Source organism: Variovorax sp. 10L426, assembly GCF_056395305.1.
In genome coordinates, this window is record NZ_JBFTJF010000002.1 from 108886 (window position 1) to 123790 (window position 14905).

Here is a 14905-nt window from a genome sequence, read left to right on the forward strand (position 1 = left end):
GCGCTCAGTTCTTGCCGTAGAGCGTGACCACGCAGGCGCCGCCGAGGCCCAGGTTGTGCTGCAGGCCGAGGCGGGCACCTTCCACCTGGCGCTGGTCCGCGCTGCCGCGCAACTGGTGCGTGAGTTCATAGCACTGCGCCAGGCCGGTCGCACCCAGCGGATGGCCCTTCGACAGCAAGCCGCCCGAGGGATTCACCACGATCTTGCCGCCGTAGGTGTTGTCGCCGTCGTTCACGAACTTCTCGGCGCCGCCTTCAGGGCAGAAGCCCAGCGACTCGTAGCTGATGACTTCGTTCTGCGCAAAGCAGTCGTGCAGTTCGCAGACATCGATGTCTTCGGGGCCGACGCCGGCCGCTTCGTAGACGCGGCCCACGGCTGCCTTGGTCATGTGCGTGCCGACCCAGCTCAGCATCGACGGCGGCTCGAAGGATTCGACCGGGTCGGTGGTCATTGCCTGCGCCAGGATCTGCACGTCGGTGCGCAGGCCGTGCTTCTTCGCAAAGCGCTCCGACACCAGGAGGGCTGCGGCACCGCCGCAAGTCGGCGGGCAGGCCATCAGGCGGGTCATCACGCCGGGCAGCAGCACCTTGTCGGCCATCACTTCTTCAGTGGTCACGACGGTGCGGAAGAGGGCGAGCGGGTTGTTGGCCGCGTGGCGGCTGGCCTTGGCACGCACCGCGGCGAAGGTTTCCATGCTGCAGCCGTAGCGGGCCATGTACTCACGACCGGCGCCGCCGAAGGTGCGCAGCGCCTGCGGCATGCCGTCCATGTCGGCCGTGAGGCCATGCAACACCGGCATGAAGCGCTCGCGCGTCGGCGGGCGGTCGGTGTATTGCGTCTTGAGCGCACCGGCCTGCATCTGCTCGAAGCCTAGCGCCAGCACGCAGTCCGCATCGCCCGAGGCAATCGCCTTGCGCGCCAGGTACAGCGCGGTCGAACCGGTGGAGCAGTTGTTGTTGACGTTGACGACCGGAATGCCCGTCATGCCCACTTCGTAAAGTGCCGTCTGGCCCGAGGTGGAGTCGCCGTACACATAGCCCACGTAGGCTTCCTGCACCACGTCGTAGCTCAAGCCCGCATCGGCCAGCGCACGGCGCGTGGCCTCGGCACCCATCTCGGTGTAGCTCAGGCTCTGGCCCGGCTTGGCGAAGGGGATCATGCCGACACCGGCGACGATTACTTTTTCAGTCATGTGCTTGTCCTATGGGGGTTGATTCAGAGCTTGCGTGAGATGAGGTCGCGCTGGACTTCGCTGGTGCCGCCGAAGACGCGCGTGATGCGGTAGTCGGTGAACGCCCGAGCGATCGGGTACTCCAGCATGTAGCCGTAGCCGCCGTGCAACTGCACCATCTCGTCGATGCACTTCCACAGCGTCTCGGTCGCGAACAGCTTCGCGATCGCGGCTTCCTGCACCGAAATGCGGCGCGTCATGTGCTCGCCGATGTAGTAGTCGACCATCGTGCGCACGGCCACGGCCTGCGCCTTCACGTCGGCCAGCTTGAACTTGGTGTTCTGGAAATCCCACACGGTGCCGTCGAAGGCCTTGCGCTCCTTCACGTACTCGATGGTCTGCTCCAGCAGGCGTTCGAGCTTGGCGGCCGAGTAGACGGCGATGATCAGCCGCTCCTGCGCCAACTCCTGCATCAGGCAGACGAAACCCTTGTTCTCCTCCCCCAGCAGGTTGTCGACCGGCACACGCACGTTGTCGAAGAAGAGCTCGGTGGTGTCGGCGGCCGGCTGGCCCACCTTGTCGAGCTTGCGGCCGCGGCGGAAGCCCGCGCGGTCGGTCTCGACCATGATGAGGCTCACACCTTTGGAACCGGCGCTCGGGTCGGTCTTGCAGGCCACCAACACCATGTCGCAGTTCAGCCCGTTGCTGATGAAGGTCTTGCTGCCGTTGATGACGTATTCGTCGCCGTCGCGCACGGCAGTCGTGCGGATCGACTTCAGGTCGGAGCCGGTGCCCGGCTCGGTCATGGCAATGGCCATGATGGTTTCGCCGCGGCAGATCTTCGGCAGCCAGCGCTGCTTCTGCTCTTCGGTGCCGAAGCGCACGATGTAGGGCGCGGTGATGTCCGAGTGCACGGACAGGCTGAAGCCCGAGACGCCCGAGCGGTGCAGCTCTTCGGCCAGCACGCACGAATGGCCGAAATCACCCCCGCCGCCGCCGTATTCGGCGGGCACGGTCACGCACAGCAGGCCTTCGCGGCCGGCTTTCAGCCAGGTTTCGCGGTCGGTACGGCCGGCCTTGTCCCATTCGGCCTGGCGCGGCAGGCATTCGCGCTCGAAGAATCGGCGCGCGGTCTCGCGCAGCATTTCGTGGTCGTCGCGGTAGACGGTACGGTGGATGTTCACGGGGTCTCCTTGTCTTGCGGGTGATTCTGGGAGCCACCCCCCGTAACCTCACTACCCCGATCGGGTGGCGGGCGCGCCACAATGCCCCACCCATGCCCGACAAGACGCCCAGCCCTGCCCGACCTCCCGACGTCTCCGCGCTGAAGGCGCTCGTCACCACCAAGATGGTTCCGCCGCGCAGCGCCGGCCGCGTCGTGGCGCGCGAAGCATTGCTGGCCCGGCTGATGGAGGCGCGACGCCGTCGCTGCCTGGTGCTGCAGGGCCCGGCCGGCTGCGGCAAGACCACCACCCTGGTCGCCTGGCGCCAGGCGCTGCTGCCGCTGGGCTTCGACGTGGGCTGGCTCACCTTGACGGCGGAAGACAACGAACTCACCCGCCTGCTCGACTACCTGCTGGCCAGCCTGGCCCATGCGGCGCCCGCCGTGACGCAGGCGGCGGCCGATTTCGCCGGCCGCGGCGTCGACAGCGAGGCCGTCGAGCGCACGCTGATCGCGCTGGTGCGCTCCATCGCCGGCCATCCTCGCGACCTGGTGCTGGTGCTCGACGACCTGCACCACCTGACCGACCCGCGCATCCACGAGGCGCTGCAATGGCTGCTGGACTACGCACCCGCCAACCTGCACCTGATGATGGCCTCGCGCGGGGCGGTTCCGCTGTCGCTCGATCGGCTTCGCGCCGAAGGCCAACTGCTCGAACTGGACGTGCGCGACCTGCGCTTTTCCGCGGCGGAATCGGAGCGCTTCTTGCAAAGCCAGCTCGGCACCATCGACCACCGCGACGCGATGCAGTTGCACGAGCTTTCCGACGGCTGGGCCGCCGGCCTGCAATTGTTGGCCATCAACTGGAAGAAGCGCCGGCAGGAGCTGGCCACGGCCCGCGGCGATGCCAAGGCGCCCGGGGACTTCGTGCGCACACACGTGCAGGATCCGCAGGCTTTCGCCGCCTACTTCGAGAAAGAAGTGCTGTCGCGGCTGTCGCCGCAGGAACTGGATCTGCTCATCAGCGTGTCGGCCTGCAGCCGCTTCTGCGCGCCGCTGTGCGCCGTGCTGCTGGGCCGCCCTGAAAGCGATGTGGGCATGGCGCCCTTGCTCGCGCGACTGGAAGCCGAAAACCTCTTCATCGTGCCCGTGGAGAGCACCGAGCGCGAGACCTGGTACCGCCTGCACCCGCTGCTGCGCGAAACCCTGCGCGAGCGCCTCGGCCAGCGCAGCGAGGCCGAGCGCCTGCAGGTGCACCGCATCGCCTGGCAATGGTTCCGCGACCACGGCCTCATCGACGAAGCCGTGCGGCAGGGCGTGGCGGCGGGCGAGGGCGCCGCCGCCGCCGCGCTGGTCGAAAAATCCGCCCGCGACCTGGCCGTGCGCGGCGAACTGCGCAAGCTCATCGGGCTGGTGCGGCAGTTGCCGCTGGCGCAGGTGCAGGCGCGCGTGGGCCTGCGGCTGTGGATGATCCGGGTGGAGCTGTTTGCGCGGGAGTTCGACGCGTTTTCAGCGCAGATCGATCGGCTGCGCAAGGACATTCCGCCCGACGACGCCATGAGCCACTACGCGCTCACCTTGATGGAAGCCACGCTCGCCGTGCAGCGCGACGACACCGACGCCGGCATGGCCCTGCTGCCGCGCCTGCTGGCCGTGCCCGAGGGCGCCGATGCCATGACCATCGGCGGGCGCGACAACATCCTGACCTGGCTCTACATGCACCGCGGCGACTACGAGCGCGCGCGCCGCATCCAATTGGACAACTCCATCCGCCTGATCAACGGTGTGCCCCTGCGCGGCACGCCATCGGGCACCCTGCAGGGCCGCGCCCTGGTCGGCCTGAGCTACGCCATGGAAGGCCGCATGACGCAGGCCGAGCGCATCTACCGCGACGTGCTGCGCGAATCCAACGAGGGCGGCAGCGCCTGCGTCGACTCGGCCTACCTCGCGACCGCGCTGCTCGGTGAAGTGCTCTATGAGCATGACGAGACCGACGAAGCACTGCGACTGCTGGAAGACCGCGTGGATGCGCTCGAACGCGTGTCGATCCCCGACTCGGTGCTGCGCGTGCACCGCACGCTTGCGGCCGCGCACTGGGTGGCCGGGCGAAGGCTGGAAGGCATGGCCTACCTGGAGCGGCTGGAGGACTACAGCGCTGCGCTGGGCCTCGACCGATTGCTGGTCTACAGCCTGTCTCTGCAGGCCCACTACCGCATGGAGATGGGCGACGCGGTCGCGGCCGAGGCTTCGATGCTGCGCTTGAACGAGATCGATGCGCGCCATGGCGATGCGGACCACAGCGCGCTGATGGAGATTGGCGTGATCGCCGAACGCGCGCGCATCCGGTGGTCGATGGCGCGCGGGGATGCCGACGACGCGGCACGTCGCATCGAGCCGCTGATTGCAAGCATCGAGATGCATGGACGGCAGCGGCTGGTGGCGCAGTTGAAGTTGATGCAGGCGGTCATCGAGCGGCGGCGCGGGCGCATGGACGCGGCAAGGGAGTGCACGCTGACGGCGCTGCGGCGCGGGCATCGGCTGGGCTTGGTGCGGAGTCTCCTCGACGCGGATCCGGTGGTGATGGAACTGGTGGCGGACGTGGCCCGGGACGCCTCGCTGGATCCGGTGCTGGCGTTCTACGCCGAGCGATTGGCGAGCGCGGGGCGGATGGCTGCGTCGGCCGAATCGACGACCTCGACCGGCACGTCGACCCATGCGGCAACACGTCCTGTCGAGCCTCTCAGCGAACGCGAGCGTGACGTCTTGCACTTGCTGGTTCAGGCGATGCCCAACAAGAAGATTGCGCTGGCGCTGGGCTTGTCCATCGACACCGTGAAATGGCATCTGAAGAATATCTACGGCAAGCTGGGCGTTGCCGGCCGCGACGAAGCGGTCGCATGGATGCGGGCGTTTGATGGGACTGACTAACTGAGCAGCTCGAGGGCTGAGCCCTCAGGCCGACCGGGGGTCACCCGGGCGGAGCGGCCGCGGGGTCTCTCCGGCCGGGCGGGGCGGGGAGCTGCTGTTCAGACGGATGCCCTGATTGCCAGGTATCGCGTCCCAGCGCTTCGCGGCGTCGCGCAGTTCCGTGGTGCTGCCGCAGCTCGCAGCGGGCGTCGGGGAGAAGGTCACCGCGCCCGCGGCGTTGATCGTGTAGCCCCAGGTCACGCAGCCGAGCGCATAACGGCTGGAACCGCTGGTGCAGATCAGGCAGGTCTGGAAGTCCTTGCCCATGCTGCGGTCGGTGTCCCAATCCCCGGGCGCGTCCCACAGGATGGCGGGGTTGCGATAGTCGCCGCTCTGCCCATTGCTGCCCTGGGTGAAGAAAGGATTGGTCGCGGACTCGATGCGGTCCACACGCCAGCCGCGCGAGGGCGCCGAAGCATTGCCCCAGCCCGAACGCTGACGGCGCACGTCGGTGCCCGGATCGGCCGTCGTCAGGCTGCCGCGGGCACCGACAGTGGTGTTACGCAGCGTCTGCACCAGTTCCAGGCGGCTGCAGGCCCAGCAGCTTTCGTCGGGCCGGGCCACGATCTTCGCGTAGATGCCGCGCACCACGCGCCCATTCGCCGCGGCATAGGGATAGGTGCCCTTGTAGGCCTTGGCGAACTCGAAGTGCAGTTTGCAGTCCGCGGCACCGAAGCAGTTGCTGGCGTTGGCGGTGGTGCCGTGCACGCCGCCCACGGTGGTCATGGTGCCGTTGCTGATACCGGTGTCGACGCCGGCCGAGTGCTCGAATTGCGAGTCGGTCAGCCGCTGCATGCGCTGAACGGACAAGGGCGTGGGCCGGGGCTGGGTCATCGCGCTGGCAGGAGAAAGCACGGCGGAGGCGATGTGGTCGGCCTCGCGTTCATGCGCGTCGTCGGACGGCCCGATGGTCAGGCGCTGCACCGAGGTGGCGTGGCGCTGCTGCAAAGTGTGGGTGAGTTCATGCGCCAGGGTGCGTTGGCCGCCGGGTGTGTGGGGCGCGTATTCGCCAGCACCGAACACGATGTGCTGGCCCACGGTGAACGCGCGCGCCTGCACCGCGCGGGCCGAAGCCTCGGCCTCGGCGCCGCTGTGGATCCGCACGCCGCTGAAGTCGGCGCCGAAGCGCGGCTCCATCTGCGCGCGCACTGCCGGGTGCAGCGGCTCGCCCGCCCTGTCCAGCACCGGTGCCGCGGCGGAAAGGCTGGAGGCATGGCCGGCGTGGTCGGCATGCGAGGCATGCTGCGCGTGCGGCCTGGCGCTCTCGCAGCGTGCGCAAGTGCCGCCGCAACTGCAGGCGGGCTTCCTGAGGCGTGCATACATCTGTTCCATGGAACGCTCTCCTGGTCTTGCCCCTCAGGGCGGCAACACGATCGCGCGCAACAGCCGCGCGGCCTGGCCGGCGACGGGCCACACCAGCCCGGCCACGCGCGTGGCCCCTTTGTGCGGTTTCAGGCCCCAATACATCACGACGGTAGCGTCGTGGGGTGCGACAAACTCGTCCGGCGCCTCGGGGTCGGGCACCAGGTCGGCGCCGGCCAGGATGAGGGCATGCCCGGGCCGGCGGCTGTCCAACCAGGGTGGCCAGCCCACGCGCGTCAAGGCAGCGTCCGCGTCGTCTCCGGCCTGCAGCGCAAGGTGCAGGGCACGCAACAGAGCGTGGTCGTCGGTCATGGCGTGGGCGGCGCGGAGCGCTTCATCATAGCGACTGGTTCTTTTTTTGGAGACTACGCGCTGCGACGCCGGCTGCAATCCACAAATGGAGATAGTCTCATCATCCTCGATGAGGCTGATGTGCGTACCCCAAGCGTTCAGACTGCTGGGTGGCTGGCTGCAGGGGGCTGTGCACCCCCCGACCAGGGTGGTCACATCGCGACCCGCCGGCTATCTACTCCAACGCACTTCTCATCGTTCGGAAGTCTCCCGCTCGGCTTGGTGAAATGGCGCACGCAAGGCGCGTGGCGGGACCGTCCGGACGTCAAGCCCTGGAATCCACGCCATGCCGACGTACCACAATCCCCTCAACCAGGGCTCGACTTTCGCCGAGCTGTACCGCTCCGCGTTCAAGGGCTTCGCGACGCGCGAGGCCCTGGTCGGCGGCGGCGTGCGCATGAGCTATCGGGAACTCGAACAGGCCTGCCACCGCATGGTGCGTTGGTTCCAGGCGATGGGCCTGCAGCGGCAAGACGGCATCGCGGTGCTCGCGACCAACCGGCCCGAGTCGGTGGCGACCATCATCGCGGCGCATCTGATGGGCCTGACCTACACGCCGCTGCATCCCATGGGCTCGCAAGAAGACCAGGCCTTCATCCTGGTCGATGCGAACGTGAAGGCGCTGGTGGTCGATGTGCCGCGGCATGCCGATCGCGGTCTGGCGCTGGCGCAGCGCGAGATCGTGCCGCACGTGCTCACGTTGGGGCCGGCCGGTTTCGGCACCGACCTGCTGGCCGCGTCCTCCGGACTCGACGGCAGCGACATCGAACTGGACGTGCGGCCGGACGACATTCTCAAGATCGCCTACAGCGGCGGCACCACCGGCAAGTCGAAGGGCATCATGCATCACCAGCGCACGGTGGTGACGTCGGCCCTGCAGCAACTCGCTTCATGGGAGTGGCCCGAGGAGGTGCGCTTCCTGGCGGCCACGCCGGTCTCGCACGCCGCGGGCGCGATGATCCTCACGACCTTCCTGCAGGGCGGCACCGTGCACCTGCTCGACCGCTTCACGCCCGGTGGCTTCCTGCAGATGGTCGCGGCCGAGCGCATCACGACGACCTTCCTGGTGCCCACGCAGATCTACGGGCTGCTCGATTCGCCCGAACTGGATCTGCACGACTTCACGAGCCTGCGCCTGGTGCTCTACGGTGCCGCACCGATGGCACCGGCACGGCTGCGGCAGGCGCTGAGGCGTATCGGCCCGGTGTTCGGGCAGGTGTACGGCCAGGCCGAGGCGCCCATGACCATCAGCTACCTGCGTCGTGACGAGCACGATCTTGAACGCCCGCATCTCATGGGCAGTTGCGGCCGAAGCCTGCCGGGTAATCAGGTGCGCCTGCTCGATGCCGACCAGCGCGAGGTGCCCGTCGGAGAGATCGGCGAACTGTGCGTGCGGGGTCCGCTGGTGATGTCGGGCTACCTCAACCGCCCCGAGGAAACCGCCAAGGCTTTCGCCGGCGATTGGCTGCATACCGGCGACATGGCGCGCCGTGACGCCGATGGCTACCTGTACCTGGTCGACCGTGCCAAGGACATGATCATCACGGGCGGCTTCAACGTGTATTCGAGCGAGGTGGAGAACTGCCTCGCCCAGCACCCGGCCGTGGCGCTGTCGGCCGTGATCGGCGTGCCGCACGAGAAGTGGGGCGAGGCGGTGATGGCCGTGGTGGTGAAGAAAGACGGTGCGCGCGTAGAGGTCGATGACCTGATTGCTTTCGTCACCGAGCGCAAAGGCGTGGTGCAGGCGCCGAAGGCCGTGGAGTTCGTCGAAGCCTTGCCGCTCACTGCGTTGGACAAGGTCGACAAGAAGACTCTTCGCGCCCGGTACTGGGCCGGGCGGGAGAGGCAGGTCAGTTAGGGCCTGTCAACGCGGGCCCTAATCCACCTTGGCCCCGGACACCTGCACCAGCTTCTGGATGATGGGGCCGCTCGCTTCGAGGTTCTTGCGGAATTCGGCGGAACTGTTGCCCATGGCGACAAGCCCGTAGGTCTGGAATCGCGCCTTCATCGCCGTCGACTGCACCGCGGCACGCGCCTCTTTCTCGAGCCTTGCGAGGACCGGCGCCGGGGTCTTTGCAGGCGCGGTCAGCATTACACCGCCAAGTGGCCTGAACGCCTCGTCCGGGAAGCCGGCTTCCGACATCGTCGGCACCTTCGGCATTTCCGACAGGCGGTTGTCGCCGATGATGGCAAGGGGGCGCAGGCTGCCGCTGGCGATGTGCGGCGCCATGGAGCCCAGCGTGCCGATGCCCACGGGGATCTGGCCGCCGATCATGTCCTGGATCATCGGCGCCTCACCCTTGTAGGCGACGTGGGTCATGTCGAGGTGGCGGGACTCGCCGAGGTAGGCCATCAGCAGGTGGCTCGACGAGCCGACGCCGAAGGACCCGTAGTTCACCTTGCCCTTTTGCGACTGCGCCCAGGCGACGAACTCCTTCATGTTGCGCGCGGGCACTTCCTTGCCGACTGCGAGCACCAGACTGGCCGAGCAGATCTCGGTAATGAGGGCGAAGTCACGCTTCACGTCGTAGGGCACCTTCGCGAACATGTACTGCGCGTAGTAGATCGGCGTGGCGTGCGACAGGAAGAGCGTGTAGCCGTCGGGTTGGGCGCGTGCCACGATCGAGCCGCCGAGCATGCCGGAGGCGCCCGGCTTGTTGTCCACGATGACGGGTTGCTTCAGGTTCCTACCCATTTCCTCGGCCAATACGCGGGCCAGCACGTCGGTCGCGCCGCCTGGAGGCGCGGGCACGACGAGGGTGATGGCCTTTGTCGGGTAGTCCTGCGAGAAGGCAAGGGCGCTGCAGGCGATGGCGGCGATGCCGATGAGAGCTTTCACGGTGCGCATTTTTGTCTCCGGTTTTGTTGACTTGCTTTGGCCTACGCGCATGCGCGCGCCACATGGGCGCCGGGCTTCGGCTGGAACAGTTCGTCGACCAGATGAGCCCGGCGCGAGCGCGTCGTGGCCTGGTTGACGTACCCCTTGTCGGCGATCTCGTTGGCGTCCATCGAGGGCGGCTCCGCCATCAGCATCAGCCGCTCGACGCGCAGGCTGGCGCTGCCCGCGTCCTTGCGCAGGCGTTCGCTCAGGGCGTCGACAAGGGCCGGGTGGGACACCATTTCGGCAGCGCCCAGACCTGCAAGCTCGGGCACGAGCTTCTGGCAGGCGGCCACGTTGGGCCACGCCAGCGCCGCGATGTAGTTCTGGTCATGTCCGCAGATCACGGCATCGGTGATCAGTGGCGCGCAGCGTTCGATCAGCCCGAGCCGGATCGAGCCCGTGCGCACCCAGGTACCGTTGACGAGCTTGAAGTCCTCCGCCACGCGGCCGTCGAAGCGCATGCCCTTCGCAGGGTCCGTCATGTCGACGAGGCGCACGGCGTCGCCCAGCTTGAAGAAGCCCTCTTCGTCGAACGCCGCCGCCGTGAGGTCGGGCCGCGCGACGTAGCCGGTGAAGTTGTGGGCGCCGCGCACGCGGATCTCGTAGCGGTCGCCGTCCAGCGGCACCAGCTTGAGCTCGGTGCCGGGCGCGGGTGCGCCGATGTTGGCGAGGTCGTCGCTGACCCAAGTTCTGTAGGTGCCGACGCCGGTGGTCTCGGTCGATGCCAGGCCGGTGCCGAACACGATGCGCTCGCCCACCGTGCGCTCGGCCACGCGCTGGATGCGTTCGTTGACGTCCTTGGGCAGGCTCGCGCCGCCATAGCCGAAGTTGATGACGCGTGCGAACACGCTGCGCGCGAGTTGCGGGTCGCGCTCCAGCTCGGCGGCGAGCATGGCCCATGCGGCCGGCACGCTCGTCAGTAGCGTCGGCGACACCTCGCGTAGGTTGCGGACGGTGCGCTCGAACATCCCCGGCAGCGGCTTGCCGTCGTCGATGTAGTGTGTGGCGCCGAGCAGCACCGAGCGGCCGATGTTGAGCACGCCGCCCAGTGCGTGGTGCCAGGGCAGCCAATCGAGAAAGATCGGCGGCTCTTCCTGCTCGCCCAGGCTCGCGAACATGTTGGAGAGGTTGGCCGCGCAGGCTTGCAGGTTGCTGTAGCTGATCGGCACGCCCTTGGGCACGCCGGTCGAGCCGGAAGTGAAGAGGATCTTGGCGACGTCCTCCGACCGGATCGTCGCGTGCGCCGCAGCGACCTTGTCGCGTCGTTGTTCCGTGAGTTCGATGGAAGACAGCGATGCCCACGCGTGCTGGCCCGCCGTGGCGCCATGCACCGCAATGACTGGCGCGTTGGGGCAACCCAATGCCGTGATCGCGCGTTCGAAGGTGGCCGCGTCCTGCACGAACAGGGCCGCAGGCGGCACCAGTTCGCAAACGCCCTTGAGCCGCGCGAAGTCGCGGCTCAGCAGCGAATAGGCCGGCGACACCGGCGCAATCGGAACGCCCACGTATTCGGCTGCCATGTGCAGCACGAGTTGTTCGAGCGAGTTGGGCGACAGGATGACGAGCGGGCGGCCCTGGCCGAGGCCAAGTTCGAGCAACGCGGCGCCCACGGCCTGCACCTGCTGCCACATCTGCGCCCAGGTGATGCGCTTCCATGCGCCTTGCGCGTCGCGCTCGTTGAAAGCCGGCGCGTGGCCCCGCCGTTCGGCCCACTGGGGGATGAAGCCGGCAAAGCCGGTGCGGCCCGTGCTCTTGGGAACGATCGGCGAACGCAGGATCAGCGTACCGTCCGCACGCTGTTCGCAGATGGCCTTGCGGATCTCGTAGGGCACCGGCCGGTAGCGTGCCGGGGGTGGCGCGATGGCTTCGGTGGCGAGGGTGGTCATGCGGCTTGTCTCCAGAATTCTTTTAGATCGACTTGCGTCAGCAGGCGCGATGCCCGCCGACGCCCCCACGCAGCGCGCAGTTACTGCGGCGAGCCGGCCACGGCCACGACCTGGCCGGTGATGTAGTTCGACTCGGGCAGGCAGAACAGGTACACCGCGCCAGCTGCCTCTTCCGGCGTGCCGCCACGGCCCAGCGGATTGCGCAGCGCGTGCGACTTGAGCAGCTCGGGGTTCAGGCCCACGCGGATGTCCTTGCCTTCGATGTTGATCGTGGCGCCGGCCTTGGCGTCGGCGCTCGTCATGCGGGTGTGGATGAGGCCGAAGGCCACGGCGTTGACGTTGACCTTGAAGCGGCCCCATTCGCGGCTCAGTGCGCGCGTCATGCCGATCACGCCGGCCTTGGCGGACGAATAGTTCATCTGGCCGGCGTTGCCGTTGAGCGCCGATGTCGACGAGACGTTGACGATCTTGCGGAAGTTCTCGATGCCCTTTTCCTGATCGGCCAGGGCTTGCGCCTTGATGACCGGATAGGCAGCACGCAGGATGCGGAAGGGTGCGGTCAGGTGGCAGTCCAGGATGCCGTACCACTGCTCGTCCGTCATGCGCTGGATCACGTCGTCCCACGTGAAGCCGGCGTTGTTCACGATGATGTCGATGCCCTTGTAGTTGTCGATCGCCGTCTTGACGAAGCGCTCGGCGAAGTCCGGTGCGCTGACGTTGCCCGGACAGGCCACGGCCTCGGCGCCGCTCTTCTTCAGCAGCTCGACCGTCTCATGCGCCGGATCGGCGTCGAGGTCGTTGATGACGATGCGTGCGCCCTGGCTGGCCAGCTTCATCGCGATGGCCTGGCCGATGCCGCGGCCCGAACCGGTGACCAGTGCCACCTTGCCGTCGAGTGTTCCCATGTCTTGTTCCTAAGTTGATTGATTGAAGATGGATTCGGCTCTGTGCGGGGAACACCGCGGAACCGGCTTCGCCGGGCCGCTGGTGTTGCCCCCGGCGAGGGGGTGGGCGGCTACACGAAGTGAGCCAACCTGGGGGTGAGTGCGATGACCGCGTCACCAACGATCTTGGTTTCGCCGTATTGATTGCGGGTTTCGATTTCGAGCTTCACGCGCTGTTCGCCGTCAGCTTCGAATTTCTCGACCACCTTGCCGCTGCAGGTGATCCTGTGGCCCAGGTGCGTGATGCCGGTGAAGCGCACGCCGAAGCCGCGCAACTGGCGCTGGTCGACCCACTGCGTGAGCAGGCGGCCGAGATAGGCCATCGACAACATGCCGTGCGCGAACACGTCGACCATGCCGGCCTTGCGGGCGTAGTCGGTGTCGATGTGGATCTGGTTGTGGTCGCCCGATGCGCCGGCGAACAGGGCCAGCGTGGTGCGATTGATCGCCGGGAGTTCCAGCACCGGCAAGGTGTCGCCGACGTTGACGGCCGCGAATGTGGGTTGGCTCATGGTGTGTGCTCCTGCCTTCATGCGTTCTTGTGGACCAGCACGCTGCGCAAGTCGGCCACGTGTTCGCCGCGCTGGTTGGTGACGCGCGACTCGCGCACCACGAAGCTCAGGGCGCCGCCCTTCTTGTCGTAGATGTCGGCAATGTGCGTCTCGAACTGCAGCGTGTCGCCCGCGTAAGCCATGCGGTGGTAATTGAAGGTCTCCTCGCCGTGCAGGATGCGCGAGGTGATGATCCCCAGTTCGTCGCGCCATGCGTTCGACGGGATCTGGAACTCCAGCGAGAACAGGAAGGTCGGCGGCAGCGGCAGGCCGGGGTGGCCCGCGTCGCGAGCGGCGGACTCGTCGATGTAGATCGGATTCGTCTCGCCGATGGCCTTGGCGAAGAAGCGCAGTTGGCCCGCTTCGGCCGTCGCCTTGTAGACCGGCAGCTTCATGCCGATGTGCTTCTTGTCGATCATGCGGACACCTTCTTGTAGATCGTCACGACGCCTGCGCCACCGAGGCCCAGGTTGTGTTGCAGCGCGACCTTCGCGTTGTCGACCTGCCGCTGGTCTGCTGTGCCGCGCAACTGGTGCGTGAGCTCGTAGCACTGGGCGAGGCCCGTGGCGCCGAGCGGGTGGCCCTTGGAGAGCAGGCCGCCCGACGGGTTGGTGACCCAGCGGCCGCCGTAGGTGTTGTCGCCATCGTTGACCAGCTTCTCGGCTTCGCCTTCGCCGCACAGGCCCAGGCCTTCGTAGGTCAGCAGTTCGTTCTGCGCGAAGCAGTCGTGCAGTTCGATCACGTCGATGTCTTCGGGGCCCACGCCGGCTTGGGCATAGGCTTGTTGCACTGCCAGGCGGGTCATGTCGAAGCCGACGACGCGGATCATGTCCTTGGCGTCGTAGGTACTGGGCAGGTCGGTCGTGAGCGACTGGCCGGCGATGACGACGTCCATACGCAGGCCGCGCTTGCGCGCGAATTCCTCGGAGACCACGATCGCCGCGGCGCCACCGCAGGTCGGCGGGCAGGCCATGAGGCGGGTGATCACGCCGTCCCACAGCATGGGCGAAGCCATCACGTCCTCGGTCGACACGACGTTGCGGAACACGGCGAGCGGGTTGTTCGCGGCGTGGCGGCTGGCCTTGGCGCGGATCTTCGCGAAGGTCTCCAGCTTGGTGCCGTACTTCTGCATGTGCGCGCGGCCGGCGCCGGCGAACTGGCGGATGGCCGATGGAATCTCGGGACGGCCGACCAGTTCATCGACCACCTTCTGGGCGCGTTCGAGCGCTGGCGCGCGGTCATCCCAGCGGGACTTCAGCGCACCCGGGTTCATCTGCTCGAAGCCGAAGGCGAGCGCGCAGTCGACCGCGCCGCTCTGCACCGCCTGGCGTGCGAGAAACAGCGCCGACGAGCCGGTGGCGCAGTTGTTGTTGACGTTGAGCACCGGGATGCCGGTCATGCCGACGCGGTACATCGCCTTCTGGCCGCAGGTGGAGTCCCCGTACACGTAGCCGGCATAGGCCTGCTGTACGTCGCTGAAGTCCAGGCCGGCATCGGCCAGCGCCGCGCGGATGGCCTGCTCGCCCATCACGTCATAGGGCTCGCTGGTGCCCGGCTTCTTGAACTGGATCATGCCGACGCCGGCGACGAAAACCTTGTTTGTCATGTGTTGTCCTTGGGATGGGGGTGT

The 14905-nt window shown here is 67.4% G+C and carries 12 protein-coding genes; 2 read left to right on the plus strand and 10 right to left on the minus strand.

Annotated elements, in window-relative coordinates; genetic code table 11:
- Positions 1 to 4: 4 nt before the first annotated feature.
- Complete coding sequence (locus AC1DHL_RS03215; RefSeq protein WP_478160579.1) at positions 5 to 1192, minus strand: lipid-transfer protein; 1188 nt, start codon at positions 1190 to 1192, stop codon at positions 5 to 7.
- A 23-nt stretch (positions 1193 to 1215) separates the two neighbouring features.
- The gene (locus tag AC1DHL_RS03220; RefSeq protein ID WP_478160581.1) at positions 1216 to 2355 is read right to left on the minus strand and encodes an acyl-CoA dehydrogenase family protein; all 1140 of its coding nucleotides are present in this window, start codon (positions 2353 to 2355) and stop codon (positions 1216 to 1218) included.
- Positions 2356 to 2447: 92 nt separating this feature from the next.
- Between AC1DHL_RS03220 and AC1DHL_RS03225 the strand changes: the two genes are divergently transcribed.
- The gene (locus tag AC1DHL_RS03225; RefSeq protein ID WP_478160583.1) at positions 2448 to 5261 is read left to right on the plus strand and encodes a winged helix-turn-helix domain-containing protein; all 2814 of its coding nucleotides are present in this window, start codon (positions 2448 to 2450) and stop codon (positions 5259 to 5261) included.
- Positions 5262 to 5285: 24 nt separating this feature from the next.
- On the opposite strand, the gene AC1DHL_RS03230 is transcribed toward AC1DHL_RS03225, so the two are convergent.
- Both AC1DHL_RS03230 and AC1DHL_RS03235 read right to left on the minus strand, forming a co-directional pair.
- Positions 5286 to 6632, minus strand: a complete 1347-nt coding sequence (locus AC1DHL_RS03230) for an eCIS core domain-containing protein (RefSeq protein WP_478160585.1) — start codon at positions 6630 to 6632, stop codon at positions 5286 to 5288.
- Positions 6633 to 6656: 24 nt separating this feature from the next.
- Complete coding sequence (locus tag AC1DHL_RS03235; RefSeq protein ID WP_478160587.1) at positions 6657 to 6974, minus strand: hypothetical protein; 318 nt, start codon at positions 6972 to 6974, stop codon at positions 6657 to 6659.
- 325 nt (positions 6975 to 7299) lie between these two features.
- Between AC1DHL_RS03235 and AC1DHL_RS03240 the strand changes: the two genes are divergently transcribed.
- A complete protein-coding gene (locus AC1DHL_RS03240) occupies positions 7300 to 8871 on the plus strand; it encodes an AMP-binding protein (protein WP_478160589.1) in 1572 nt (523 codons plus the stop codon).
- Positions 8872 to 8889: 18 nt separating this feature from the next.
- Here the strand turns inward: AC1DHL_RS03240 and AC1DHL_RS03245 are convergent, their stop codons facing one another.
- From AC1DHL_RS03245 to AC1DHL_RS03270, 6 genes are all read right to left on the minus strand, one after another.
- Complete coding sequence (locus tag AC1DHL_RS03245) at positions 8890 to 9861, minus strand: Bug family tripartite tricarboxylate transporter substrate binding protein (protein WP_478160591.1); 972 nt, start codon at positions 9859 to 9861, stop codon at positions 8890 to 8892.
- A 32-nt stretch (positions 9862 to 9893) separates the two neighbouring features.
- Positions 9894 to 11780 carry a feruloyl-CoA synthase gene (locus AC1DHL_RS03250; RefSeq protein ID WP_478160593.1) on the minus strand — a complete coding sequence of 629 codons (1887 nt, stop codon included), beginning with the start codon at positions 11778 to 11780 and terminating at the stop codon, positions 9894 to 9896.
- 80 nt (positions 11781 to 11860) lie between these two features.
- Positions 11861 to 12685: an SDR family NAD(P)-dependent oxidoreductase gene (locus AC1DHL_RS03255; protein ID WP_478160595.1), complete on the minus strand. Its 825-nt coding sequence runs from the start codon at positions 12683 to 12685 to the stop codon at positions 11861 to 11863.
- 110 nt (positions 12686 to 12795) lie between these two features.
- Entirely contained in the window at positions 12796 to 13236 is a 441-nt protein-coding gene (locus tag AC1DHL_RS03260; RefSeq protein ID WP_478160597.1) for a MaoC family dehydratase, read from the minus strand.
- A 17-nt stretch (positions 13237 to 13253) separates the two neighbouring features.
- On the minus strand, positions 13254 to 13694 hold the full coding sequence (locus AC1DHL_RS03265) for a MaoC family dehydratase N-terminal domain-containing protein (protein WP_478160599.1): 441 nt from the start codon (positions 13692 to 13694) through the stop codon (positions 13254 to 13256).
- A complete protein-coding gene (locus AC1DHL_RS03270) occupies positions 13691 to 14881 on the minus strand; it encodes a lipid-transfer protein (protein ID WP_478160601.1) in 1191 nt (396 codons plus the stop codon). Before AC1DHL_RS03270 ends, AC1DHL_RS03265 begins: the two co-directional genes overlap by 4 nt.
- Positions 14882 to 14905: the final 24 nt, after the last annotated feature.

Excerpts from the sequence above, each read along its gene's own strand:
- AC1DHL_RS03230 (WP_478160585.1), bottom strand. The coding sequence starts at position 6,632 with ATGGAACAGATGTATGCACGCCTCAGGAAGCCCGCCTGCAGTTGCGGC.
- AC1DHL_RS03225 (WP_478160583.1), top strand. The coding sequence starts at position 2,448 with ATGCCCGACAAGACGCCCAGCCCTGCCCGACCTCCCGACGTCTCCGCG.
- AC1DHL_RS03245 (WP_478160591.1), bottom strand. The coding sequence starts at position 9,861 with ATGCGCACCGTGAAAGCTCTCATCGGCATCGCCGCCATCGCCTGCAGC.
- AC1DHL_RS03260 (WP_478160597.1), bottom strand. The coding sequence starts at position 13,236 with ATGAGCCAACCCACATTCGCGGCCGTCAACGTCGGCGACACCTTGCCG.
- AC1DHL_RS03240 (WP_478160589.1), top strand. The coding sequence starts at position 7,300 with ATGCCGACGTACCACAATCCCCTCAACCAGGGCTCGACTTTCGCCGAG.
- AC1DHL_RS03255 (WP_478160595.1), bottom strand. The coding sequence starts at position 12,685 with ATGGGAACACTCGACGGCAAGGTGGCACTGGTCACCGGTTCGGGCCGC.
- AC1DHL_RS03270 (WP_478160601.1), bottom strand. The coding sequence starts at position 14,881 with ATGACAAACAAGGTTTTCGTCGCCGGCGTCGGCATGATCCAGTTCAAG.
- AC1DHL_RS03250 (WP_478160593.1), bottom strand. The coding sequence starts at position 11,780 with ATGACCACCCTCGCCACCGAAGCCATCGCGCCACCCCCGGCACGCTAC.
- AC1DHL_RS03215 (WP_478160579.1), bottom strand. The coding sequence starts at position 1,192 with ATGACTGAAAAAGTAATCGTCGCCGGTGTCGGCATGATCCCCTTCGCC.
- AC1DHL_RS03265 (WP_478160599.1), bottom strand. The coding sequence starts at position 13,694 with ATGATCGACAAGAAGCACATCGGCATGAAGCTGCCGGTCTACAAGGCG.
- AC1DHL_RS03235 (WP_478160587.1), bottom strand. The coding sequence starts at position 6,974 with ATGACCGACGACCACGCTCTGTTGCGTGCCCTGCACCTTGCGCTGCAG.